At 39.5% G+C, this 24,691-nt stretch carries 21 protein-coding genes, 1 pseudogene and 1 riboswitch; of the genes and pseudogenes, 13 read left to right on the forward strand and 9 right to left on the reverse strand.

The genetic code is table 11. The features are described 5' to 3' along the window. Positions 1-19 precede the first annotated feature (19 nt). Together JOC76_RS08445 and JOC76_RS08450 are read left to right on the forward strand one after the other, a co-directional pair. Entirely contained in the window at positions 20-1,093 is a 1,074-nt protein-coding gene (locus JOC76_RS08445; protein WP_205177156.1) for a phosphotransferase, read from the forward strand. A gap of 77 nt (positions 1,094-1,170) precedes the next feature. Then, on the forward strand, positions 1,171-1,740 hold the full coding sequence (locus JOC76_RS08450; protein ID WP_239557616.1) for a phosphotransferase: 570 nt from the start codon (positions 1,171-1,173) through the stop codon (positions 1,738-1,740). 76 nt (positions 1,741-1,816) lie between these two features. On the opposite strand, the gene JOC76_RS08455 is transcribed toward JOC76_RS08450, so the two are convergent. The 6 genes from JOC76_RS08455 to JOC76_RS08480 all read right to left on the reverse strand — a co-directional run bounded on the left by JOC76_RS08455 (position 1,817) and on the right by JOC76_RS08480 (position 6,265). After that, the gene (locus JOC76_RS08455; protein WP_205177280.1) at positions 1,817-2,215 is read right to left on the reverse strand and encodes a DoxX family protein; all 399 of its coding nucleotides are present in this window, start codon (positions 2,213-2,215) and stop codon (positions 1,817-1,819) included. A gap of 299 nt (positions 2,216-2,514) precedes the next feature. After that, the gene (locus tag JOC76_RS08460) at positions 2,515-3,534 is read right to left on the reverse strand and encodes a thiazole biosynthesis adenylyltransferase ThiF (protein WP_205177157.1); all 1,020 of its coding nucleotides are present in this window, start codon (positions 3,532-3,534) and stop codon (positions 2,515-2,517) included. Next, positions 3,531-4,298 carry a thiazole synthase gene (locus tag JOC76_RS08465; protein ID WP_205177158.1) on the reverse strand — a complete coding sequence of 256 codons (768 nt, stop codon included), beginning with the start codon at positions 4,296-4,298 and terminating at the stop codon, positions 3,531-3,533. The genes JOC76_RS08460 and JOC76_RS08465 overlap by 4 nt, the downstream gene beginning before the upstream one ends. A gap of 1 nt (position 4,299) precedes the next feature. Beyond that, on the reverse strand, positions 4,300-4,503 hold the full coding sequence (gene thiS / locus JOC76_RS08470; protein WP_205177159.1) for a sulfur carrier protein ThiS: 204 nt from the start codon (positions 4,501-4,503) through the stop codon (positions 4,300-4,302). Positions 4,504-4,512: 9 nt separating this feature from the next. Beyond that, positions 4,513-5,649, reverse strand: coding sequence for a glycine oxidase ThiO (gene thiO, locus JOC76_RS08475; RefSeq protein WP_205177160.1), 1,137 nt, complete (start codon positions 5,647-5,649; stop codon positions 4,513-4,515). After that, positions 5,624-6,265 carry a thiamine phosphate synthase gene (locus JOC76_RS08480; protein WP_307784702.1) on the reverse strand — a complete coding sequence of 214 codons (642 nt, stop codon included), beginning with the start codon at positions 6,263-6,265 and terminating at the stop codon, positions 5,624-5,626. Before JOC76_RS08480 ends, thiO begins: the two co-directional genes overlap by 26 nt. A gap of 103 nt (positions 6,266-6,368) precedes the next feature. Further along, a riboswitch (TPP riboswitch) is annotated at positions 6,369-6,477 on the reverse strand. A 400-nt stretch (positions 6,478-6,877) separates the two neighbouring features. On the opposite strand from JOC76_RS08480, the gene JOC76_RS08485 reads away from it, so the two are divergent. Next, positions 6,878-8,491: a trimethylamine N-oxide permease gene (locus tag JOC76_RS08485; RefSeq protein WP_239557617.1), complete on the forward strand. Its 1,614-nt coding sequence runs from the start codon at positions 6,878-6,880 to the stop codon at positions 8,489-8,491. A 135-nt stretch (positions 8,492-8,626) separates the two neighbouring features. Here the strand turns inward: JOC76_RS08485 and JOC76_RS08490 are convergent, their stop codons facing one another. Together JOC76_RS08490 and JOC76_RS08495 are read right to left on the reverse strand one after the other, a co-directional pair. After that, complete coding sequence (locus JOC76_RS08490; RefSeq protein WP_205177161.1) at positions 8,627-9,361, reverse strand: hypothetical protein; 735 nt, start codon at positions 9,359-9,361, stop codon at positions 8,627-8,629. A 275-nt stretch (positions 9,362-9,636) separates the two neighbouring features. Continuing rightward, positions 9,637-10,086: pseudogene (locus JOC76_RS08495) on the reverse strand (EutQ-related cupin domain-containing protein); the annotation flags it as partial. Between the two features lie 408 nt (positions 10,087-10,494). Here JOC76_RS08495 and JOC76_RS08500 point away from each other — a divergent pair. The 10 genes from JOC76_RS08500 (at position 10,495) to JOC76_RS08545 (ending at position 23,724) form a co-directional block, all read left to right on the forward strand. Further along, a complete protein-coding gene (locus JOC76_RS08500; protein ID WP_239557618.1) occupies positions 10,495-11,061 on the forward strand; it encodes an FAD synthetase family protein in 567 nt (188 codons plus the stop codon). A 338-nt stretch (positions 11,062-11,399) separates the two neighbouring features. Next, entirely contained in the window at positions 11,400-12,620 is a 1,221-nt protein-coding gene (locus JOC76_RS08505; RefSeq protein WP_205177164.1) for an acyl-CoA dehydrogenase family protein, read from the forward strand. A 592-nt stretch (positions 12,621-13,212) separates the two neighbouring features. Continuing rightward, positions 13,213-13,824: a DNA-3-methyladenine glycosylase gene (locus JOC76_RS08510; protein ID WP_205177165.1), complete on the forward strand. Its 612-nt coding sequence runs from the start codon at positions 13,213-13,215 to the stop codon at positions 13,822-13,824. Between the two features lie 243 nt (positions 13,825-14,067). Next, positions 14,068-15,291 carry a Zn-dependent hydrolase gene (locus JOC76_RS08515; RefSeq protein ID WP_205177166.1) on the forward strand — a complete coding sequence of 408 codons (1,224 nt, stop codon included), beginning with the start codon at positions 14,068-14,070 and terminating at the stop codon, positions 15,289-15,291. Positions 15,292-15,309: 18 nt separating this feature from the next. Next, entirely contained in the window at positions 15,310-16,686 is a 1,377-nt protein-coding gene (locus tag JOC76_RS08520; protein WP_205177167.1) for an NAD(P)-dependent oxidoreductase, read from the forward strand. A gap of 44 nt (positions 16,687-16,730) precedes the next feature. Further along, positions 16,731-18,020: an NAD-dependent dihydropyrimidine dehydrogenase subunit PreA gene (gene preA, locus JOC76_RS08525; RefSeq protein WP_205177168.1), complete on the forward strand. Its 1,290-nt coding sequence runs from the start codon at positions 16,731-16,733 to the stop codon at positions 18,018-18,020. A 19-nt stretch (positions 18,021-18,039) separates the two neighbouring features. Next, positions 18,040-19,458 carry a dihydropyrimidinase gene (gene hydA / locus JOC76_RS08530; RefSeq protein WP_205177169.1) on the forward strand — a complete coding sequence of 473 codons (1,419 nt, stop codon included), beginning with the start codon at positions 18,040-18,042 and terminating at the stop codon, positions 19,456-19,458. 92 nt (positions 19,459-19,550) lie between these two features. Next, a complete protein-coding gene (locus JOC76_RS08535; RefSeq protein ID WP_205177170.1) occupies positions 19,551-19,781 on the forward strand; it encodes a hypothetical protein in 231 nt (76 codons plus the stop codon). A gap of 430 nt (positions 19,782-20,211) precedes the next feature. Then, on the forward strand, positions 20,212-21,675 hold the full coding sequence (locus JOC76_RS08540; protein WP_205177171.1) for a CoA-acylating methylmalonate-semialdehyde dehydrogenase: 1,464 nt from the start codon (positions 20,212-20,214) through the stop codon (positions 21,673-21,675). A gap of 690 nt (positions 21,676-22,365) precedes the next feature. Then, the gene (locus tag JOC76_RS08545) at positions 22,366-23,724 is read left to right on the forward strand and encodes an aspartate aminotransferase family protein (protein WP_205177172.1); all 1,359 of its coding nucleotides are present in this window, start codon (positions 22,366-22,368) and stop codon (positions 23,722-23,724) included. A 252-nt stretch (positions 23,725-23,976) separates the two neighbouring features. Here the strand turns inward: JOC76_RS08545 and JOC76_RS08550 are convergent, their stop codons facing one another. After that, on the reverse strand, positions 23,977-24,639 hold the full coding sequence (locus tag JOC76_RS08550) for a hypothetical protein (protein WP_205177173.1): 663 nt from the start codon (positions 24,637-24,639) through the stop codon (positions 23,977-23,979). Between the last annotated feature and the right edge of the window lie 52 nt (positions 24,640-24,691).

The raw sequence follows: 24,691 nt of genomic DNA on the forward strand, positions 1-24,691 counted from the left end.
ATTGGAGGGATATATTTCATTGAGTACTAAAGAGGAAATTGTATCCCAATGGGATCATTATAAATGGGGGAAGAAATTAGAACCTGTTTTTGGAAAAAATATCTTAATTAAAGAAGAAACAATTGAATGCTTGAAAAATTCACGAGAAAAGACAAGTATTTGGAAAATAACGATCTCAAATCAGACGGAAACCTTTCCGGTTGTTTTAAAGATTTTCAAGCCTCCCCTAAAAGAGAATCATATTGTTGAGATAAATATGTATCGAAAAGCTAGCTCTATTTTTCAAGAATTTATGCCGAAATTGTATTGGATTGAAGAAAGTGTCAATAAGGGAGAAATCTGGATGTTATCAGAATTTTTGCCGCTAATAAGAGGGCAAATAAAACTAACTCCTGAGCATCTGTATCAAATTATCCCAACTGTTGCTAAATTTCATGCTCTTACATTTGAAAAGCGCATCTTAGATTATAAAGAAACCCTTGATTCTTGGGTCCCACTTTATAATTCCGTAATGATGGCAAAAGAGCGAGTGTTGCATATTGAGAAAACCCGGGAAATCCTCGATCTTTCAGTAAATAATGATATTTTAAGAGAGAAGATTGAACCCAAATACGATATTCTGAGAAAAATATACAGCAAGGGTCCGATATTTTTCCCTGAGCTATTAGAAGCAGGTCAGTGTCTTATCCATGGCGACCTTCATCTTCAAAATATTTGCGGCAAATTTGACCTATCAAATGAAAACTCGGCGACTATTCAGTTCATTGATTGGGAGTCTGCTAAATATGCTCCATGCTGGTATGACTTAGTTGTTTTAGTTGAATTGCTGATTGACTTCCGGAAAGATTGGCATAAGAAAGCCGAAGACATTCGTTCGAATTGTGCGGTTCTATATAGTCATGAAATGAGAAAGTATGGAATAACCTTTTCCGAAGAGCCAGTTAAGCTATTAAAGATGGCCTATTTACAAAGAGCATTAGAAAAAAGAGTACTTAATCATCTTCGCCGGGTCATGAGAGGTGAACAAAGTAAACTGTTGAATCGATATTTAGATAAAATTGAACTATGGGGAAAAGAACTAGATTTATATTGATAAGAAACGGGGGCTTATGATTCATTTTAATCAAACCAAAGGGTGATTATTATCAAATTAATTTGGGTGAATAAAATATGAGAGAATTCGAGATGTTGGCAGCAAAGAACAAGGGCATACTATCTCCTCAAATCATGCAAGATTATCAGCAAGTAGGGAAGGGCGCGGATGGTAGTGTTTATCGATTATCCGATGAATGGTGTGTTAAAATTTATCCAAAGGAAGAAACGTTCAGAAAAGAGCTTGATGCATTGATATGGGGACAAAAGTCTCCAGTCGTCCCTCGTCTGTACGGACATGGATCAAACTATGTGGTTATTGAGTATATCAATGGCATCACGCTAAAGAAGTACTTAAAAGACAACAATCATTTTTCTACAGAAATAGTAGAAAAAGTATTATACCTTCTTGATGAATTAAAAAAAGTGGGCTTTACTAGACACGACGCAGAAGTTCGTCATATACTGTTTAATGAAAAAGGGGATATAAAGGTTATTGATTTGAAAAGGTATTTAATGACGGATCGAACTGTCCCTACAAAATTACTCACGGGTTTAGATAAATTAGGATACAAGAAAGAGTTTCTAGAAAAGGTGAAAAATCTTCAGCCCTCACGCTACAAGGAATGGGAACCATTTATTGATTAACAAATCAAAAGACCTCTACAATTGACTAGAGGTCTTAAATGTTAAAATCATTCAAATAGGTTCCGTACATTAGTAATTAAGCATTAAAAAACAAAACATACTGACCTGGACCAATCAAAGCAACACCTATGACAACAGCAATTAAAACGAGATTATATTCAAATCCTCCATTGGTTATCCAGTACCCATTTTTACCATGAACAGCATATATCGCATCAATCATTACCACAACGATCATAAGCGATCCAATCATAGTAAAAAACCCTGCAGCAAAAAGTAATCCGCCTATCAACTCAAAAAGACCAGCTAGCGTTGCCCAGACCTTTGCGCCCTTTTCAAGACCAAGTGTCTCAAGCCAGTTGCCCATTCCCGTTATCCCAGGACCTCCGAACCAGCCAAATAATTTTTGTGCCCCGTGTCCAAAAAAGGTTAGCCCAATTACGAGTCGAATAATTAACAGCCCGATATTAACCAACACCATATTTTCTGACATACGATACCTTCTTCCGTATAAGTATTTTTAAGAATAGACGATAAATGGTTAACTTATTATGGGTAAATTATCCATTTGTTATTCTAGTCTATTAGTAAGATTACTATTGAAACGAAATTAGGACTAGAGAAGAAGGACCTTTTCTTTTAGATCTTATAAAAAAAAATGAACAAACAATGGGACTTTATTGCTATGAGAGCTCCTAAATAAGAAAAAAAGGTTAACTTCTGGAAAGTCATGATCGTCGACTAATTGAAGTTAACCTCTTTTATTTTATTTTTTTATCCTAAGTATCTATGGTATAGGGCCTTTGCTTCAGCAATATCCTTCGATCCATGTATTAAAACTCTTCCGTCTTTAAATACGACTAATCGGTGAGGATTTACATTGAAAGATAAAAGATAAGGATTACGCTGCACGGTCATGCCTTGTTTGGCTAATACATTCTCTAAAGCGGTTAAATCTCGGTTAGCCCCATTGGAAGGACGTATTTGAACGGAATCTCTTCCACATAATACCGCTGTTTTGGTTTGATTTTCAAATGACAAAAATGGATAGGTGCGATTTTTCCCACAGGAGGGACAATCGTCTTTTTTTAATTTATCTACTTTTATTGCACTATATTGGTTTTTCCATAAATCAAATGAAACTAATTTGTTGCGTAAAGAATCCAAGTCACCAACTAATATTTTGAATGCTTCACTGATTTGATAAGAAACCACCATGGTCACTGCAGGACTTATAATTCCCGCCGTATCACATGTTACCCCCCCTAAGGGAACGGTTTCTAGTAAACAAGAAATACAAGGCGTTTCACCAGGGATAAAAGTAAAAGATACACCATAGCTGCCTACACAAGCACCATAAATCCATGGTACGCTATACTTTTGGGATATATCATTAATAATCATTCTTGTTTCAAAATTATCGGTAGCATCCAGTAGGAGATCTACTTGTTGTGCCCATTGTTCTAACTCTAAAACAGAAGCATCCGCAATAACAGCTTCAATTGCTACGGAAGAGTTAATAGCGGTTAGTCGATTTTTAGCGGCAATGACTTTAGGCAATCTTTTCTCGGCATCTTCTTCGGTATATAATTGCTGCCGTTGTAAATTGGACCATTCTACATAGTCACGGTCAACGATGGTTAATTTACCAACCCCGGCACGAACCAGTGCTTCGGCATTTGCAGATCCGAGTGCACCAGCTCCAATAATTAAAACATGTTTATTTTGAATTTTTTGCTGCCCGGCTTTTCCAATTGGTTGAAATAATTCTTGGCGAGAGTAGCGATTATTCACCCAATACTCATTCCTTCTTTTGGACTGCTGGCAGTAGCGTACCTCTTTTTCTCCATTCTTCCTGCTTCATAACCTAAGCGACCAGCTTCTATTGCCAAACTCATAGCTTTGGCCATTTTGATCGGGTCCTTGGCTGCAGAAACTGCTGTATTTAATAAAACGCCATCGGCCCCTAATTCCATTGCCAATGCTGCATCGGCAGGTGAGCCAATACCAGCGTCCACAATAACTGGAACTTCTGCTTGTTCGATAATAAAGCTTAGGTTAACTGGATTGATAATTCCCTGACCCGAACCAATTGGGGAGGCCCCTGGCATCACCGCATGACATCCTGCTTCTTGCAGTTTTCTGGCTAACACCACATCATCAGATGTATAAGGGAGGACAATAAATCCTTCTTTTACTAACTCTTCAGTTGCTTTAAGGGTTTCAATTGGATCAGGGAGCAATGTTTTATCACAGCCGATCACTTCGACTTTTATCATATCGCATAAACCAGATGCTTTAGCTAATTTTGCAATACGAACCGCTTCTGCCGCTGTTTTTGCACCAGCTGTATTAGGCAGCAACGTATATTTATTGGTATCTAGCTGTTCTAAAAAATTAGGCTGGCTTGGTTCGAAGATATTCATTCTTCGGACAGCAAATGTTAGAATTTCAGCTTGAGAAATTTCAACTGCTTCCTTTTGGATTTCAAAGCTAGGGTACTTACCTGTTCCGAGTAATAAACGAGAATGAAAGGATAATGGACCTATTTTTAACATGTCAACCGCCTCCTACAAAATGGACAATTTCAATTCGATCTTTATCTGATAATCTAGTACTTTGATGATTTGCACTTGTTAATATGTCTCCGTTCACTTCAACGACAACCTGCTTTTCGTGAATTTCATAGTGTTGGAGTAAATCTGAAACCAATACAATTGTGTCTGGTAATTGGATAGACTCTCCATTTAATAATACGTTCATTGTAACCTCCTAATATACCTTTGCTTTGTTTCGATCAATCCGGAAAGCTTTGAGAAGATTTTCATCCGATTTACCTTGCAATAAATCAGCCACGAGCGTACCTGTAACAGGACTTAATAAGATTCCATTTCGATAATGTCCTGCGGCAATGAATAATCCTTTCTTAAAAGGATGTTCACCGATGTAGGGAAGGCCATCACCAGTTTGGGGTCTAACGCCAGCCCAAACCCGCTCCCAAGGGGCATCCTTAATCTGAGGAACCAGTTTAACGGCTCTTTCTATTAATCTTATAATTCCGCCAGGTGTTACTTTTTTATCAAAAGTATTTTCCACTTGGGTGGCACCAATATAAATTTCACCATTACGTTTTGGAACTATGTAACATCGTTTATCTGAAAAAATAGTTCTGTTAATAATAGGTGTGTCTGTTTTAACAGAGAAGCATTCCCCTTTGACTGGATAAACAGTTATATCCAAACCTGTTTCTTGCAAAAGTTTTGATGCCCAAGCTCCGGTCGCAAGGACAACTTGCTGACAATGAAGGTTACCAAGCGTTGTTTTAACCCCGATGACCCGGTCATTTTCATAGATAAGTGATAGAACCTCGGTGTTTTCTAGGATAGTCGCACCCAATAGTTCAGCCGCATTGGCAAATGCCTGAGATAATTTAGCTGGCTGGACGTGACCATCGTTTGGTAGATACATCCCGCCTGTGACATTTTGTGAGAGGGATGGTTCTAATTTAAGTAAACTATTCCTATCTAGCCATTCAATTTCTGGATCCCAATTTCGTTGAAAAGCAGCCTGTTGTTGAACTTCTTTTGCCATTTCTTCTGTTTCGGCAATTTTAATCATACCTTTTTGAATAAACTCAATATCAATGCCAGTCATTTCTAATAGCTCATTTGAGAGGGCTTGGAACATTGACTGGCTTTTTAAAGCTAACTGGAAAAAGGGACCATCTTGTTCAATTTCTGCTTGGGCTGCCAGCATTCCAGCAGCTGCACTCGAAGCTTCACAGGCTAACTGGTTCTTCTCTAGTAACACTACTTTCTTTCCAATTTTTGATAATTGATAGGCAATGGAACTCCCATTAATACCGCCTCCGATAATAGCAACATCAAAAGTATTTTTCACTTTTTCCATCTCCATCTTTTAATGCATTAACATACGCTTTTACTCTAGATAAAGGATCACGTGAGTCTAAGACTCCTGACATGACCGCAATGCCGCTTGCTCCTGCTTGAATGACTTGTTGGGTATTTTCGGGTGTAATTCCGCCAATGGCGATAATTGGAATATCCAACTGGGTTACCCTTAATAATTCTTGAATACCCTTCGGTGTCAGACCTGGTTTAGATTGGGAAGGGTAGACGTGGCCAAACAACACGTAATCTGTTCCGTCCTGCAGCGCTTTTTTCCCTTCAAGATAAGAGTGAATGGAACGTCCCACCCTTAACTCTGGAAATGTTTTTTTAACAATTGCCGCTTCTAAACTATGAAAGGCCAATTGAACCCCTGCCACCTTTGAAACATGGGCAACATCCACCCGGTCATTAATGATGATTTTTGAAAGGGAGATAGCTTTAGATAGCATCTCGACAGCTTGAAAAAGTTCTTTTGCTGTTTTTTGCTTTTCCCGTAAGTGAATCGACGTTATAAATGGGTGTATATCGATTAAAATCTCCTGCAATTGTTCGATTGGCATCTTACCGTTCGAAATAATATGTAACTCTTGTCCATTCGTTAAAATTCGCGTCACCCCTTAGAAGATTCCGCTATTTGAAATAAGTGAAAAACAAAAAACCACTTTCAAATTAAGAAAGTGGTTTGATGATATAGAAACAAAATGCTTGCGCACTCAAATATCCCATTTTCCACTTCCCTACGCTGGTCTTAACCAGATCAGGTTCATAGAGTCCCGAAGTAGCACTTCAATCTCAGCCCTTTAAAAAGGCACCTCTAGCGGATTTATTTTTCATATTTATTTGTAAAAATCACCTGCATGTATATATTATCACCATTGTAAGAAATGTCAAATAAATATTTATTAAAATCGGCCTAAGGATATTTAAAAGTTTTTATTCTACCTATAGAAATAAGAGTGCAATGTAAAAGGTTTATCCGTTACATTGTGCTCTTTTTTTTGCTTGCAATGACACCAAAAGTAGTCTTTTCTTTTTTATCTAGGTTTAATAGTAAGAATGATTCTTATTGTAATCATTCCTCACACAAAAACGGAGACTTTCCTGAAAATTGAGAATACTCAATTGGAGCCATTCTTTTTTTATGTAAAGATAGGGGAGTATTAAATAAATCCATTTGAGGTGAAGAGTATGAGAAGAAAAGCTATTGATTGGGAGGGAAGTTGCTTATGAGTGCTGAGAGGGAAATGGTGGTAAATTCATCAAGTGTGCATCCGGAAAGTTCACTAGCCACGACTGGGGAACTAAAGAGAGAGATTACATGGAAGGATGCGTTCTGGTTTGCCAGTGGAGTACCAGCCTTAGTATTATTTTCAATTGGTGCCATCGCTTCCACTGTTGGCAATATTTCATGGGTAGTTTGGGTACTATCGATCTTGATGGGTTTTCTACAAGCATTCACTTATGCTGAAATTGCTGGCATGTTTCCAAATAAATCTGGGGGAGCATCCGTTTATGGTGCCATGGCGTGGATTCGTTATTCAAAACTAATTGCCCCTTTATCAGTCTGGTGTAATTGGGTGGCATGGTCTCCTGTATTAGCTCTTGGGACGCAGCTGGCATCAGGGTACGTATTAAATAGCTTTTTTTCCCATTCTCCCATTACGACTTGGCAGTTCACCCTATTAAATCTGAGCTGGATCAAGCAAGGCCTGTCCCTACGAATTAATGTCAGTTTTATTATAAGTGCGGCCTTTCTTGTATTGATTTTTGCTATACAACATCGGGGCGCTCTCTCCGCTGCACGTTTACAAAAAGTATTGGCCATCGCTGCCCTTTTACCGTTACTACTAGTTGGAATCATCCCGCTATTTATTCATGGTATTTCGTTTTCTAACTTATTTCCTCTTCATCCCCTGTCAGGTTCTTGGGATATGAAAGGATGGACATTAATGTTCGGAGGGATGTTTTTAGCCGCCTGGTCCACGTATGGATTCGAAACAGCCGTTTGTTATACGAGTGAATTAAAGAACCCACAGAAGGACACCTACAAATCCATATTTGCTTCAGGACTACTCTGCATTGTTATCTTTACAATGGTGCCATTTGCCTTTCAAGATACTCTAGGGTTGAAAGGGCTGCTCGATCCGGATGTTGCAAGTGGGGCGGGGGTTAGTAAGGCAATGGCACATATGCTGGGTGGTGGTGTTTTCATCGAAGGTCTTTTCGTCCTATTGTTAATCCTCTCATTAGTATTAGCAATTATGACCGCAATGGCCGGTTCTTCCCGAACGTTATACCAAGCTTCTGTTGATGGATGGTTCCCAAAGTACCTGTCCCATGTCAATAAAAACGGAGCACCGACTAAAGCGATGTGGACCGATTTAACCTTCAATCTAATCTTACTTTTGCTATCCGATTATACATTTATTCTGGCGATAGCCAATGTGAATTATATCATCTTTAATTTTCTCAATCTGAATGCAGGATGGATTCATAGGATTGACCGTTCAAATTGGTCCCGTCCATATAAAGTGCCTAAGTGGCTTTTAGTTACAAATATAATATTCGCATTTGTTAATCTGATATTTGTCGGAATGGGAGCGGATATATGGGGGGCAGGTACACTTTGGACAGGATTAATATGTGCCGCTCTTATTATTCCGGTGTTTCTCTTCAGGCATTACGTAACCGACAAAGGGAAGTTCCCTGAAAAAATGCTTAAGGACATGGATATGAAGAATCCATCTTTTGTAAAAAGGGCTGGCATTTGGCCATATGTCACGATCATTGCAGCAATTTTATTCATCGTGATTGCTCATGAAATAGCTGTCTATCATTAAAAAACAGATTTATTAAGTTCAAGCATTGCTAGAAAAAGGTAAACGAGATTTCATATTTGAAATCTCGTTTACCTATTTATAATGTAAAATGAAAAATCCCTAATGTTCAATTAGGGACACTACTAGAAAAGGCTACTATGCCATTGAGATATATAAACGGGTCGTTGGGGATGGGGCAGTTGAATGCGTGAGCATTTGAAAAGCTTCAGAAACTCTAATCTGGCGATAGGTTTCAACCGCCCGACCGGTTACCGTTAGTGATTTCCGAAGATCAATTAGCTTGTCGTATTGAGCCTGCTCAAACATCTCACCCGATCTTTTCAACGAAGAAAAGACATATCCTTCCGCTGCAGGGCAACTTGTAATACGGACGTCATGGTTTCGAACTCTTCCAGTTGGAGAGTAGGCGATGGCGCTTTTTATCCGGAGTTCGGCACTGCTGATTGTTTCAGGTAAAAATGTGGCCCAAGATGGTTCAATGTCTTCTACAAGCAATCTGGTTATATGCCGGTCATTAACAGCTTCTAGAATTTGTTCAGGATCATCTTCTACGATTACTTCTTTATTGGGTGTCCATACATCCATCCAGTAATGGTCCATATGTTGTTTGCCTACATGGAAGATATAAAATTCGGGATAGATTCGGAGTTTCCCAGGCCCATTTCCAAGCAATGGTCGATGAAAATCATAAAATTTCGTAATAGTTGCCATAAGGAGAGCACTTGCCCCTGCACTTCCGCCTGATTGGCGTACCACAATTCCTAAACGATCCTGTTCATTAAAACCAGGAAATAAGTCCAGGAGAGAGCTCTTGATACCATTAATTGTAATATCGAAATCATTCGTTTGAATGACGGATGTAGTGTGCATTTTTTTATCTCCTTTTATTATTACTTCTTCTATAAGTCTAAAACCAAACAACCATGAATAAAACTAAAGCGGTATATTTTTAGATACTAAAAAAGACCATGCATATCAGTCTTTTTCTTAAATCTATTGGATTTTCATATATTTTCATTACTTATCTCTCCTAAAAATATACTGGAAATTATACAATGAGCATTCTAAGTGGGGGTTACCTTACCTAGAATGCTCATTTTTTTACAGATTGTTAGGCTCTAACCTATTATTTTGACTATAAGAACTTACATAAAAGCAGGTTCTGGCAAACGATGCCCCGTATAAATGGCTTCCCCATCACTTTCTTTGTCAAAAATAACCGTAGTTTCCGGTGTGAAAATTAATACGTCCCCAGCCTCTGCCACATATTTTATTCCTTGATCGTCGCGAACAACTATTTTTCCGTTTATTATCACCTTCACTTCCAAATAGGTATAGGTGAATTCAAAATCTTCCGACGGCTGCATGGAAAAGTAGCCCATCGATAAGGCATTTTCTTTTGAACAAATCGGCACATCGATAATTTGGCTTTTCAATGCTGGGATTCCCAACATTCCGTTCAGTTCTTTTTTTGCGTATGTCCCTGCTTTAATCAACTGGACACCTGGCTTTTCGCTTAAATAATGGAATTTTTCCTTTGTTAAAGTTTTTTTACTCATTTTCTTCACCTCGAAAAATTTTTTCCATAAAGAATTTTAAATGTTGTCAAACTGTCCTGCGCTATCATTCTTTTTAAAAAGCTTTATTAATTGGAATAAAAATATAATTACATAATTATCATTTTAAACCCACTTTAATTTCTTGATTATTGGGATAATTATGGATTTTATGTAAAAATACCTAACATTGAATCTACTTTTGTAAATAGCTCTTAAAAAAATGCAGGGTGTAAGATTACTCAAATGTAAAAATACATAACATTGAATTCTCTATTTTCTCAATATTCGGGAAAGATAATTAGGATTTTCTAGCAATTTTTGTAAATATATGAGTAATCGTAAGATAAATAGTAAGTGATGTAATATTTATTGACATTATTGGGTGATGGATATGAAAGGGTAGATAGGTGAATGTAGCTACTAGAATGAAAAGGATGGATGGAATTGAGAGTACTTAAAGATAAGACGTTGAAACTTTCCGCTTCGGTATTAACGATAGGAGCGCTGGATGGAGTCCACAAAGGACATCAGACATTGATCTCAAGAGCGAAAATGCGAGCAAGAAAGTTTAATGTACCGCTGGTGGTCTATACCTTTGATCCGCCGCCCAGGGTTTATTTTAACAAGAGTACTCTATTATTAACACCTTTAGCTGAAAAAATAAAATGGCTAAGTCTGCTTGGTGTAGATTATGTCATTGTAGCTCCTTTCAACGCTAATTTTATGGAAAGAGAAGTTCATTCCTTTCTTACAGAACTTGCTGACTTAAATCCCTTAGAAATATGGGAGGGACATGATTTTCAGTTTGGAAAGAATCGGGAGGGAAATGTAGATACTTTGCGCAAACATTTCTCCGTACAAGTATTGGAACCAATTCGATGTAATTCAGGTGAAATTATTTCTTCTAGTAGAATTCGTATCCTCATTAAGGAAGGAATGGTTAGTCAAGCAAAACAGCTATTGGGGTGGAAGGGTTTATCTCCAGATTTGACAGGAGATAACTATTTATAGATATCGATTCTACTACTCAACAATTCCATTAAACAAGTAAATCTGTCTTATTAGTCTTGAAGAAATCTTCTTTGTTACCCTTCCTTACATGAAAAAAGATATTTTCCTGAAAATTGAGAAAACTCTGTTTGAGCCTATTTTTATTTATGTCATGATAGTGGGGTATTAAATATATCAATCTATGAGGTGAAGAGGATGAGTGAAAACACATTAACAAAAGCGGAATTCAATTACTTAAGTCAAAAGCGGGTGTCCAATTAATCAAGGCAGGGTATACCGGGCACAGATTACCTGAACCAGCTTTTATGTTAGGTTAAAATTGGAAGGGGATGAAAACATTGACGAATACGAATATTGTTGTAGATGAAGGTGTAATGAAGGTTCCGGATTGGTGGTCATGTCCAATCGGTTTTGAAGAACTTCAAAATTTGGCGCATCAGATTGGAAAGAGTGAACTATTACCACGTGCGTCTATTTCAGATCAAGAAGGAATGTACCCACGTCAGAGTCTTCAGGCAATTGCAAAGGCAGGTTTTGGTGCATCCACTCTTCCAGTTGAAGCAGGGGGCGCAGGTTATGGCTTAACTGGTTTTGCCGTATTAGCCGAAACGTTTGCCCAATATTGTGCTTCTTCTACTATGTGTTGGGTCATGCATACAGCAGCGGTACAAACATTGTATTCTGCAGGTAATGAAGAACAACGTCAACGTTTGATTCCGGGTGTATTGACGGGAGAGATTGGTGGTCTAGCGTTTAGTGAGCCAGCCACAGGAAGTCATTTCTGGAATGTGGTAAGTGAAGCCCCTAGAGTAGGTGGAGGCTACCTTTTGAACGCGGACAAATCATTTGTGACAAGCGCTGGTGAAGCAGATTGGTATATCGTTTGTACTAATTCACCAGACAGTCCAAAATCGGATAAGCTGATGTTTTTGTTAGTGGAAAATCATCAAGATGGTGTGGAATCCTTCCCATTCTCCGCGATGGGGCTTCGTGGGAATTCGAGTGGGCCAATGAAGTTTAAGAATGTTATGGTCCCTATCGAAAATCGCATTGGAAATGAGGGAGGAATGAACAGCTATAACGATAATGTCATTGATCCGTTATTCCTGTTAGGAACGAGTGCTTGCTGGATCGGTATTTCTCAAGGAGCCATTAACGCAGCGATTGACAGTGCCAAGAAAAAGGTACATAAAGACACTGGAAAAGCAGTAGCTGGGTATCAAGTCATCCGCCATGAATTAGCAAAAGCTCAAATTATTGTAGATAGTGCTAGGAGTATGCTTTTCCGTGTGAGTGAAGCGATGGACCGATGTATCGAAAATGGAGAAGAGTTGTCAAAATGTTTGTATCCGCTCTGGGAGTTAAAAACACAAGCTGCGGATATTGTCATTCAGGTGACCAATCAGGCCCTGCAAGTTTCGGGTGGACGAGGATACCTTACCGGGCAGGTGGAAAAATTCTTACGGGATGGTCGAGCAGGTGCAGTGATGGGTCCTACCAATGAAATTTTACGAGAATGGATTGGTCGCACGTTAATAGAAGTCCCATGGTTTGAGTAAATAAATCACTATAAATTAAAAAAACACAGAAGCATGTCTTTATAAAAAAGTCTGCTCCTGTGTTTTTATTTGAAAAATAGGATTTATGAATATTTCCAGTACAATGTTAGGAGAACTAAAAGGAGTAAAGTAGAGGAGGAAGAATGGAGGACATACCCCAATAGTTTCTTAAGAAAAAAGACTTCTGTATAGGTCTTTTTTTTAAATAGAATGGAAAACTTAATTAAAATCAACCTAATTCATTATGGTTTTGATCAAGTACATCGCTAGTTTGAATTTCTACCAATTTTATATCAGGATTTGATTTTTTAACTATAAAACCAAGTGCTCCTTGCTTTAACCCTTTGGCTCTAATTCCAAGCCTAAATACTCTATATAAAAGTCCTCTTTGAAAGTTTTTGTGGCATCATTACTTGTGATTAGATGAGCAATTTATGTTAATAGGAGATACGGAGTGTGTTTAAGAAGACTTCTAAAGGAGAAAAATTAGTGCTAGAAAAAGCAAAGTGTCCTTAATAAGGCATCTAAAGGACAAAACTTGTTACTAAGGGAAACAAAGTGTCTTAAATAAAATTTCGTAAGGTGTGATGATATGGGAGATTTATTAAATGGATCGATTCCATTACCCCAGGAGTTTTATGAACAACCCACACTTGAACTGTCAAAAGCTTTGCTCGGATGCCTCCTCGTTAAAGAGACAAAGGAAGGAATTGCAGCGGGATTTATTGTTGAAACAGAAGCATATATCGGTCCAAATGACAGGGCGGCACACAGTTATAATAACAGGCGTACAAAAAGAACAGAAGTAATGTTCCATCAATCCGGGCTCGTCTATACTTATGTCATGCATACTCACTGCTTATTCAACGTGGTTAGCGGCGGTGAAGGAAATCCAGAAGCCGTTTTGGTCCGTGCTCTTGAACCTCAGAGTGGGATCGAACTTATGAAAAGTAGAAGAGGTATGAAAGAACTTAAAAGTCTCACAAATGGTCCTGGTAAACTAACAAAATCAGTGGGCATAACAATGGAAGATTATGGTCGCTCACTCACCTCTCCCCCACTATTTATAGCCAAAGGTTTCCGTCCTGAAAGCATATCAACCGGTAAGAGAATTGGAATTCATAACTCAGGAGAAGCCCGAGACTATCCTTGGCGTTTTTGGGTTACCAATAATCAATTTGTATCAAGACATCAAAAGACCTGACCCCATCGTCACACGAAAAAGATCGGGTCTTTTTCTAAACCCAAAAATGACAGTGTTTTTTAAATTTCTGTGTAAGATTACCTTACCAGATAATGGAATGATTCATATATTCACAAGATAATCAAGCTAGGACATTAAAAAAAGGCATTGATTAAGCCAGGTTGGCCTTTTAGGAGGTTCTATTTAAGTAATAACAAAAGTAATCTTTAAGTACCAAGAAGAATGAAAGGGGCAGAATTGGAAATGGAACAACAAAAAATTTTAATCAGCGCCAAGCGTTTACAGTTTATCCTTGAATCATTTGCCAATTTTGGACGGACGGAAAACAATGGCGTTACTCGTTTAGCTCTATCGGAAGAGGATCGACTAGCAAGAGATTATTTTTGCACTTGCTGTAAAGAGTTAGGGTTGTCGGTAGCAATGGATGATTTGGGTAATATCTATGCGACATTAGCAGGGATTGAAGAAAAGCCGCCTCTTGTCATTGGTTCTCATCTAGACTCTGTCAAAAAAGGCGGACGGTTTGATGGAGTATTGGGTGTAGTAGCTGGTTTAGAAATTGCCCGGGCCCTAGTTAAAAATAATATTAAGCCGAGGATCCCTCTTGTGATTGCGAATATCACAAATGAAGAAGGAGCCAGATTTGAACCCTCGATGATGTCCTCAGGTATATTGTCAGGTAAATTCGATAAAGATGTCATGCTCAAGAAAAAAGATGTCAATGGCACTACATTTGAAGAAGCCCTACATTCAATTGGTTACGTAGGTAAAGAGGAATCCCGTTTGAAAGAAGCCACAGCATTCTTGGAGTTACATATTGAACAAGGGCCGATTCTTGAAAGGGAATCTTTATCCATTGGCGTGGTGGAATGCGTGCTTGGAATGGTTTGCTATGAAATTGAAGTAACAGGGGAATCCGATCATGCCGGAACGACTCCAATGGACATGAGAAAAGATGCTCTTTTTGCTGCCAATAACTTAATTAGTGAAGCACGTCAAAAGCTAAATGCTCTTGATAAAGATTTAGTCTTCACTATCGGGAGAATGAATGTCCTTCCTAACATTCATACGGTTATTCCTAATAAAGTCGTTTTTTCATTAGAAGCTAGACATAAAGATCCTGCAGTGATTAAGAATGTTGAGGAGATTATCATAGGGCTTCAACAATCTTCAGCTAATGAGGGCTGTGAAATACAGGCAAAAAAATTATGGGATCGTTCTACTGTATTATTTGATGAACAAATATGCAATTTATTAGAAAAATCTACGAAGTCATTAAACTACTCGTATAAAAGAATGGATAGCGGGGCCGGCCATGACGCACAATTTCTAGCCAGCTATATGCCAACTGCCATGGTATTTGTTCCAAGTATCAAGGGTAAAAGCCATTGTGAAGAAGAGCTAACAACTTGGGAGGACTGTGCAAAGGGTGTAAATGTCCTGCTAGAGACGGTTCTTTCATTTTAATTAAGGAGGTTTTGGCATTTGGTTTCAGTCAATCATGCAAAAATATCATCTGATGATTTGAGCCTGAATTTTCAAGAAATAGTCCCGAATTTAACCAAGCAGGAGGCACTTGAAGAGGCTAATCGTTGTCTCTATTGCTACGATGCACCTTGTATTAAAGCCTGTCCAACTGGAATTGATATACCGTCGTTTATCAAGAAAATTGCTTCTGGCAATCTAAAAGGGTCTGCCAAGACCATTTTAACGGCCAATCCAATTGGTGCCAGCTGTTCGCGCGTTTGTCCCACTGAGGAATTATGTGAGGGCGCCTGTGTTCTAAACCATTCTACCAAGCCAATCAAGATTGGTAACCTGCAGCGGTATGCGACTGACTGGGCAATCCAGAATGAGCAATCCCTATTTAAGGCTGGAAAGAAAAACGGGAAAACAGTGGCGATTGTTGGCGCAGGACCAGCAGGGTTGTCTGCTGCTAGAGAACTAGCCTTGCTGGGCTATGAGGTTACTATTTTTGAAGCAGAAGAAAAGGCAGGAGGATTAAATACTTATGGGATTGTGCCGTTTAGACTTCCACTTCACATCTCCTATTGGGAGGTAAAGCAGATCGAGAGTCTTAATGTTACCATCCGAACCAATACAAGAGTTGGCCAAGATATATCAGTAGGAGAAATTCTAAAGAACTACGATGCTATTATTCTTGCTATTGGTATGTCCAAAGTCCCTGCGTTAGGGATAAATGGTGAGGACTTAGCAGGGGTATTTGACGCGATTGAGTTTGTAAGAGAAACAAAAACTAAACCAATTTCTGAAGCCCTTCTTGGAAAAAAAGTTGCTGTAATCGGTGCAGGAAACACTGCCATTGATGCTGCAACGAGTTCAGTACGGCTAGGCGCTGACAATGTCAAAATCCTCTACAGACGGACATCCGAAGAAATGACCGCATATGAATTTGAATATGAATTTGCCAAACAAGATGGGGTAGAATTCCGCTGGCTAACGGCACCAATTAGGATTTTAGGCGATGAGCAAGGGAATGTAAACGGGATTGAATGCATTAAAATGGAGCTGACAGAACCAGACGACGATGGCAGACGGCGCCCTGTACCAATCAGCGGAACGGAATTTATTCTTGAAGTGGATGCGGTTATCAAGGCAAATGGTCAATCCCGATATATGGAATTGATTGAACAATTTAATCTAGAACATAAAGGCGGAGTTGTAAAGATTAATCCTGAAACCTATCAAACTTCCAAGCAGAAGGTGTTTGCCTGTGGAGATGTTATTTTTGGGAAAGGACAACAGGGAGATGCGATGGTTGTATCTGCTGTACAACAAGGGAAAGAAACTGCCTATAGCATACATCAATTACTTAAACCCTCCGTTGTGGAATCAGCGTAGGCCGTTTGGGATTTAAAAGAATTGAGAATAAGGGAGGCAGGTCGATGGCCGATTTAAGCATTAATTTAGCTGGAATAAAATCACCGAATCCATTTTGGTTGGCTTCAGCACCCCCAACGAACTCAGGATATCAGGTCCAGCGTGCGTTTGAGGCAGGATGGGGCGGCGCGGTTTGGAAGACATTAGGTGAGCCTATTATTAATACTTCTTCACGATTTGCTGCCGTGAGCTTTAATGGTCAAAAAGTTGCGGGATTTAACAATATCGAACTAATTACCGATCGACCGTTAGAAGTAAACCTTAAAGAAATAAGTGAGACGAAGAAACGGTTTCCGAATAATACAATCGTTGCTTCGTTAATGGTAGAGCCAAAACAAGAAAAATGGCACGAGATTGTAAAAAAAGTCGAGGCCGTTGGAGTAGATGGACTTGAATTAAACTTTGGATGCCCTCATGGAATGGCGGAAAGAGGGATGGGATCAGCGTCAGGTCAAGTACCTGCCCTTGTAGAAAAACAAACCTACTGGGTTAAGGAAGTAGCAAAGACTCCAGTTATCGTAAAGCTCACCCCGAATATAACCGATATTACGGCTACAGCGGAAGCCGCGGTAAAGGGTGGTGCGGATGCGGTTAGTATGATTAATACAATCAATAGTTTAGCGGGGGTTGATCTTGATACTTGGAACACCATTCCACATGTTGCCGGGAAAGGCGCGCATGGGGGATATTGTGGACCAGCGGTTAAACCGATTGCATTACATATGGTTGGGGAGTGTGCCAGAAATCCAAGGATTAATATCCCGATATCTGGAATTGGTGGAATCTCTAACTGGCAAAATGCAGTCGAATTCATGTTAATGGGGGCAAGTGGTGTCCAAGTTTGTACCGCAGCGATGCACCATGGATTTAGAATCGTCGAGGATATGATTGATGGATTAAATAATTATTTAGACGAAAAGGGCATCGCCTCTGTCATGGAACTAGTTGGAAAATCTGTACCGAAATACTCCGACTGGGGCAACCTTGATTTGAACTATAGTGTTGTTGCCAGAATCAATAACGAGGTTTGCATAAATTGCAATAAGTGTCATATTGCCTGCGAGGACACCTCCCATCAATGTATTGATATGTTGAAGGATGAAAAAGGAAACAGCATTCTCAAGGTAAGGGAAGAGGACTGTGTCGGCTGTAATTTATGTGCCATCGTCTGCCCGGTGGATGGTGCGATTAATATGGTCGAAGTACCTGGTGAACTCCCGCCGATGACATGGAATGAACGTCAAGCTGCACTTGGAGCTCTTTCTAGCAAAATTGGTATTGTTAAAAAGTCATAGACTGTAATGGAGGGTTATCATGAAAAAAATTATTAAGAATGGAACAGTCGTAACCGCAACAGATACCTATCGTGCAGATATTTGTATTGAGAATGGAGTCATTACTCAAATTGGCGGGAAATTACCGGATGTTGATGCAGAAATCATTGATGCAAAAGGCTGTTATGTGTTCCCTGGTGGAATTGATCCCCATACCCATCTTGATATGCCGTTTGGTGGAACAGTAACGAAGGATGATTTTGAATCAGGGACGATGGCAGCAGCATTCGGCGGGACCACAACCATCATTGATTTCTGCTTAACAACAAAAGGGAAAACACTGAAAAGTTCAGTCGATACTTGGCATGCCAAATCAAAAGATAAAGCCGTCATTGATTATGGATTTCATTTGCAAATTGTAGAGATGAATAATGAAAAGCTAGCCGAGCTGCCTAAAATGATTGAAGAAGAGGGCATCACTTCACTTAAAGTATTTATGGCCTATAAAAACCAATTTCAAGCCGATGATGAAACACTTTTTAAAACATTGATTGCTGCAAGAGATCTTGGTGCCCTCGTTATGGTTCATGCAGAAAATGGCGACGTCATTGATTATTTAGTGAAAAAGGCGATAGCTGATGGAAATACCGATCCTATTTATCATGCATTGACTAGACCGCCAGAGGTAGAAGCTGAAGCAACTGGGAGAGCCGCTACATTAACAGAATTAGCCAACTCTCAACTTTATGTAGTTCATGTTTCTTGTGCGGAAGCAGCCTGGAAAATTGCGGAGGCGAGGAGTAAGGGCATAGACATCTGGGGAGAGACTTGTCCACAATATTTGGTTTTGGATCAAACCTATCTAGAAAAACCAAATTTTGAAGGAGCAAAATACGTATGGTCCCCCCCCTTACGTGAAAAATGGAATCAAACGGAGTTATGGAATGCGTTAAAAACAGGACAATTGCAGACCATAGGATCTGATCAATGCTCATTTGATTTTGTTGGCCAAAAAGATCTTGGTAAAGGCGATTTTTCAAAAATACCGAACGGTGGGCCGATTATTGAAGACCGTGTTAGTATTCTTTTCTCAGAAGGTGTTAAGAAAGGAAGAATCTCACTTAATCAGTTTGTCGATATCACTTCCACAAGAAGTGCAAAGTTATTTGGACTGTATCCAAAAAAAGGAACAATTGCCATTGGGGCTGATGCGGATATTGTTATTTTTGATCCGACAGTGGAACGTGTTATTTCTGCTGAATCCCACCATATGGCCGTTGATTATAATGCATTTGAAGGAATGAAAGTAACGGGAGAGCCTGTATCCGTTCTATCCCGTGGTGAATTTGTTATCCGTGAAAAACAGTTTGTCGGAAAACCAGGCGCTGGACAGTTTTTAAAACGTGCGAAATATGGAGCAGACAAACAAACGATACATGAAGGACCTTTAACAGTTTAAGAGTTTACTTGAGGATGGGTTAAAGATTAGTGGATTCTTAACCCTTTAGCATAAGGAAAAAGAGGGGTTTCAAAGTATAGGGGGCTTAATCAATGACAGAGTATCAACAATTTTTAAAGGAACGTGATCATATCGATTATTACATTCAAACAGGATATAGTATCCAAAACATTATTGAAAATTTGAGCGGGGCCTTTTGTTTATTTGAGAAAAATAACAGCAGGGGAGAAAGAGAAAGGGAATCTATACACATATCAACCCCTGCTGGTCGTAAATATATTTCTGTAAAACTAATTCAACAACAAAGTCTTAAACCAAGTTAAAGACCTGCTTGGTGCGCAAGGATTTTACTTTATAATTGTTCTCTGTTTAAAAATTTGGCTCTGTAATAAATGAATGTGGATTTCACTGTGTTTGAAAAATAAACGGAAAAATTCCGTTTAAATTGGAAGATACCCCTATTTCCTTGAAAATAAAGGAAGTTTTTCCGTTTATATGATTCAAATCTTTGGAATTCGTCTTATTTAGAGCAGTTAAACGGAATATCTCCGCTTATATCTGCTTCTTAAGCTTCCTCCATATACATTAGTCGGAAATTCTCCGCCTATGTATTCTCATGCCTACATGAAAATCAAAAATGAATAATAACAGAAATCCATGCCAAAGAATATGCACATCAATGAATGAAATAACTGCTAAAAATTATTCCAGTTATTTCGGGGGAGTGCCAAAAATTAAAAGGAGACTAGTAGAATGACCACCTTCCTACGAGGAAACCAATCATTAAAAAATTATATTGGGGGAGAATGGATCGACTCAAATTCTGATAAAAAAGAAATCGTTGTTAATCCTGCAACAGGCGAGACAATCGCGGAAATACCTCTCTCGATGAAAGAGGATGTGGATCGTGCTGTAGCCGTTGCAAAGGAGACCTTTAAAACCTGGTCACAGACACCTGTACCAAAGCGAGCTCGAATATTATTTAAGTATCAGCAGCTGCTCGTGGACCATTGGGATGAACTGGCCAAGCTTGTCACCATCGAAAATGGGAAAAGTCTTACTGAAGCTATAGGCGAGGTCCAGCGTGGAATAGAGTGTGTGGAATTTGCAGCTGGAGCACCGACCTTAATGATGGGGAAACAGTTGCCCGATATCGCAACAGGTCTCGAATCTGGTATGTACCGCTATCCTTTGGGAGTTGTAGGAGGGATTACTCCATTCAATTTTCCGATGATGGTTCCATGCTGGATGTTTCCAATGGCGATTGCGTGTGGAAATACTTTTGTCTTAAAGCCATCTGAACGGACACCACTGCTTGCGGCTCGCTTAGCAGAATTAATGGATGAAGCTGGATTGCCAAAAGGAGTACTAAATATTGTCAATGGAGCACATGATGTTGTGAATGGATTGCTCGAGCATCAAGACGTCAAAGCCATTTCCTTTGTCGGGTCACAGCCTGTAGCTGAATATGTATATAAAAAAGGCACTACAAATCTAAAGAGAGTCCAAGCGCTTTCCGGTGCCAAAAATCATTCCATTGTGTTAAAAGACGCAAACCTTGATCTTGCAGCTAGAGAAATTACTAACGCAGCCTTTGGTTCTGCTGGCGAACGTTGTATGGCAGCGGCAGTCGTGGCGGTGGAAGAAAGTATTGCGGATGTATTGGTGAAGCAGCTAGCTATTTTAGCGGATGAAATGAAAATGGGGAATGGTCTTGAGGCTGGTGTTTTTCTGGGACCGGTTATTCGGGAAGGGAATAAGACCCGGACCATAGATTATATCGAGTCAGGTATTTCTCAAGGTGCGACACTTGTCCGTGACGGACGTAGGGATGAAGCGGTTAACGGCCCGGGCTACTTCGTTGGACCGACTATTTTCGATAACGTTACAAAAGATATGAAAATCTGGCAGGATGAACTTTTTGCACCTGTACTCTCCATCGTAAGAGTGAAAGATTTAACGGAAGCGATTGATGTGGCCAATGCATCACCATTTGCGAACGGTGCTTGCCTGTTCACCGACCGTGCTTCCGCCATTCGTCAGTTCAGGGAAACCATTGATGCAGGGATGCTTGGAGTTAATGTGGGGGTGCCAGCACCAATGGCTTTCTTTCCGTTTTCCGGTTACAAAGATTCATTCTATGGTGATTTACATGCAAATGGTGCAGATGGGGTCGAATTTTATACAAGAAAGAAAATGGTGACCGCGAGGTATTAAAAGGCTGGGAGGTAATGAAAGAGCGGTTTAAGAAGTGACTGTGTTCATGGACAAACGGGAGAAAAAAAGCAGTGACTGAATAAATGGAAGACGGGTTCATAGACAAAAGAGTAGAAAAAAATTACGGAGAGCTGTCCGAAGTCTAGCCGAGTTCGGACAGCTCAAACCCAAAATTATACGGGGTTGTCCGAAGTCTAGCCACGTTTGGACAGCTCAAGGCAGAAATTACGCAGAGCTGTCTGAAGTTAAGCCAGGTTGGGACAGCTCAAGCCAACAATCACGCGGAACTGTCCGAAGTCTAGCCAAGTTTGGACAGCTCAAGGCAAAAATCATATGGGGCTGTCCGAAGTCTAGCTGAGTTCGGACAGCTCAAGCCCAAAATTATACGGGGTTGTCCGAAGTCTAGCCAGGTTCGGACAGCTCAAGCCAAAAATCACGCTTAGCTTTCCGAAGTAAATTATAGTTCACTACACTAAGTTGTTCTTAATAGTTGATAATCATTGTTGACACTTTTAAACAATTAAGTGGACTTGACTAAAAAAATAGTGACTGGGTCAATGAAAGCCGGGTTCATGGACAAAAGAGAGGAAAAAAACACCGCTCGGGTCAATGAAAGAGAGGTTTAAAACTAAGGCTGCTCCAGTTGAAAAGAACAGATCCAAAATTACGAAACCGGAAGGAGGCAGAAACATGTCTAACACCAAAAATAATAAAGATGAGTTAATCGAAAAAGATCGTCAATATCTATGGCATCATATGACACCCTATAAAGAAAATGGTTCACCTACCATTGCGGTCGAAGGAAAAGGCTCATGGATTACTGACATAAATGGCAACAAATACTTAGATGCCATGTCGGGATTATGGTGTGTAAACGTGGGATATGGAAGAGAAGAGTTGGCCCAAGCAGCCTATGAACAGTTAAAAACAATTGCCTATTTTCCACTTTCCCAAAGTCATGTTCCAGCAATTAAACTGGCAGAGAAATTGAACGAGTGGTTAGATGGGGATTATGTCATCTTTTTCTCCAACAGCGGTTCAGAAGCAAATGAGACAGCCTTTAAAATCGCTCGCCAATATCACCAACAAAATGGAGAGCCCAATCGTTATAAATTCATTTCTCGGTACCGGGCCTATCATGGGAATTCCATGGGCTCTTTAGCTGCTACGGGGCAAGCCGTTCGCAAATATAATTACGAACCACTTGCTCCAGGATTTATTCATGTCAGCCCTCCTGATAGTTATCGACGTCCAGAAGGGCAAACCGTTGAACAATTTAATCTGCAATGCGCCTTAGAAATTGAAAAAACAATTATTTGGGAAGGGAAGGAAACCATTGCTGCAATCATCATGGAACCAGCCATTACCGGTGGAGGCGTTTTGGTTCCTGATCCTGTTTATATGGATAAAGTAAAGGAAATTAGCCAAAAGTATGGAGTTTTGCTCATCATGGATGAAGTTATTTGTGGCTTTGGCCGAACCGGGAAAAAATTTGGTCATATGCACTTTGACATCAAACCTGATATTGTCACAATGGCGAAGGGACTTACTAGTGGTTACCTTCCTCTGTCGGCTACAGCCATTCGCCGAGAACTATACGAAAAGTTTAAGAGTTCCGATGAATTTGCCTATTTTCGACATGTTAACACCTTTGGTGGAAACCCAGCCGCTTGTGCCTTAGCATTAAAAAATCTAGAAATCTATGAAAAAGAAAATTTAGTAGAGCGAGCACAAGAGCTAGGTGAAAAGTTAAGACAAGAAATGAACGAACTAATCGAACATCCCCTAGTAGGTGACATCCGTAGTTTCGGTTTTTTACTTGGGATAGAACTTGTGGAAAACAAGCAAACAAAGGAACCGGCAACTCCTGCGAAAATTGATCAAATCATTACCGAATGCAAAAATAAGGGGTTGATTGTGGGCAAAAATGGGTCCACGGTTGCAGGTTTTAATAATATTCTTACGCTTTCACCGCCATTGTCATCAACAGATGAAGATTTTGATTTTATGGTGACAACGTTAAAGGAGGTTATCTTACAAATAGTTTAAGGCTAGCCAGAAAGGAAAAAAGACTTAACCCTCTTGGTTAAGTCTTTTTACATATATTAAAGTAGTTCTCATCTAAGAGAAGCACGCTGGCTGCTAATTAATTATCCTTTCTATTATTTTTTAGAATTTATCCGATCGAAAAGGATTAGCCTTTTAATCCTTTTGGTTTCGATCATTTTATTTGTATGAAGTTATAGATCCCTTAATGGGCAAACCTCTTCAACACCCCCTCAAAATTAAATTTATATGATTCTAATCACCTGGACCGATAAAATCTAATGCGGCAGGGGAAAATACTTTAACTTTTCTTTTAACGTCCTCCAAAAGTATTCGGATTGGTTCCATCACTACCATATCCTGAAAGGCATAGCCTCCGCTCTGTATCGTCTTTTTAGACCTCCTTCTGAAACCAGCCTTGTTTTCTTTGCCTTCTATGATAGAAGAGCTCTCAGGTTGCGTTTTCTCTATATGCTGCAATGTGCTTTTCTCTGTGTGAATTTCTTGTTCAATTGAAGCAACTATTCCAATTTCACGTTCGTTTAATACCAAAATGAAGTTATAGCCTGAATTCGTTTTCTTTTGAACAATTTTCACTTCGTCCGTAATCACCGTAACGAAATCATCGACTTCAAGGTTGTTTGAGTTGTGAGAGTCTTCTTTTTGCTTGATGACTCGATAAAGGGCCTTTGCGCCAATACCTTCATCTGTGAAGTCAAAGGGTTTAATACTTTGTGTTCGCACAAAATAAAGTTGATGAACCTTATCTCTTTTGTTTAATTGGACGCATAAAGCCACATCTTCCTTCACCGCCCTTCCCTCACTGCTCGAGAGCATTGGGACATTCATTTTCATTCCTGGAAATTGAACGAAGATGTAGCTGAAGTTTTTCTTAGGCTGTATGTCTGAAAGTCTCATTCACTCACAACCTTTCTAAATGGTAACAAGGTAATTTTCCTTGTAAGAGTAT

This window comes from Neobacillus cucumis (genome assembly GCF_016908975.1).
In the GTDB taxonomy this organism is placed as follows: domain Bacteria; phylum Bacillota; class Bacilli; order Bacillales; family Cytobacillaceae; genus Neobacillus; species Neobacillus cucumis.

Bases quoted from the DNA above. Each gene is read 5' to 3' on its own strand.
- JOC76_RS08540 (WP_205177171.1), top strand. From the start codon at position 20,212: ATGACCACCTTCCTACGAGGAAACCAATCATTAAAAAATTATATTGGG.
- JOC76_RS08465 (WP_205177158.1), bottom strand. From the start codon at position 4,298: ATGTTAAAAATAGGTCCATTATCCTTTCATTCTCGTTTATTACTCGGA.
- JOC76_RS08450 (WP_239557616.1), top strand. From the start codon at position 1,171: ATGAGAGAATTCGAGATGTTGGCAGCAAAGAACAAGGGCATACTATCT.
- JOC76_RS08515 (WP_205177166.1), top strand. From the start codon at position 14,068: ATGGAACAACAAAAAATTTTAATCAGCGCCAAGCGTTTACAGTTTATC.
- JOC76_RS08490 (WP_205177161.1), bottom strand. From the start codon at position 9,361: ATGCACACTACATCCGTCATTCAAACGAATGATTTCGATATTACAATT.
- JOC76_RS08550 (WP_205177173.1), bottom strand. From the start codon at position 24,639: ATGAGACTTTCAGACATACAGCCTAAGAAAAACTTCAGCTACATCTTC.
- JOC76_RS08510 (WP_205177165.1), top strand. From the start codon at position 13,213: ATGGGAGATTTATTAAATGGATCGATTCCATTACCCCAGGAGTTTTAT.
- thiS (WP_205177159.1), bottom strand. From the start codon at position 4,503: ATGAACGTATTATTAAATGGAGAGTCTATCCAATTACCAGACACAATT.
- JOC76_RS08545 (WP_205177172.1), top strand. From the start codon at position 22,366: ATGTCTAACACCAAAAATAATAAAGATGAGTTAATCGAAAAAGATCGT.
- thiO (WP_205177160.1), bottom strand. From the start codon at position 5,649: ATGGAAAAAGTGAAAAATACTTTTGATGTTGCTATTATCGGAGGCGGT.
- hydA (WP_205177169.1), top strand. From the start codon at position 18,040: ATGAAAAAAATTATTAAGAATGGAACAGTCGTAACCGCAACAGATACC.
- preA (WP_205177168.1), top strand. From the start codon at position 16,731: ATGGCCGATTTAAGCATTAATTTAGCTGGAATAAAATCACCGAATCCA.
- JOC76_RS08535 (WP_205177170.1), top strand. From the start codon at position 19,551: ATGACAGAGTATCAACAATTTTTAAAGGAACGTGATCATATCGATTAT.
- JOC76_RS08485 (WP_239557617.1), top strand. From the start codon at position 6,878: ATGAGTGCTGAGAGGGAAATGGTGGTAAATTCATCAAGTGTGCATCCG.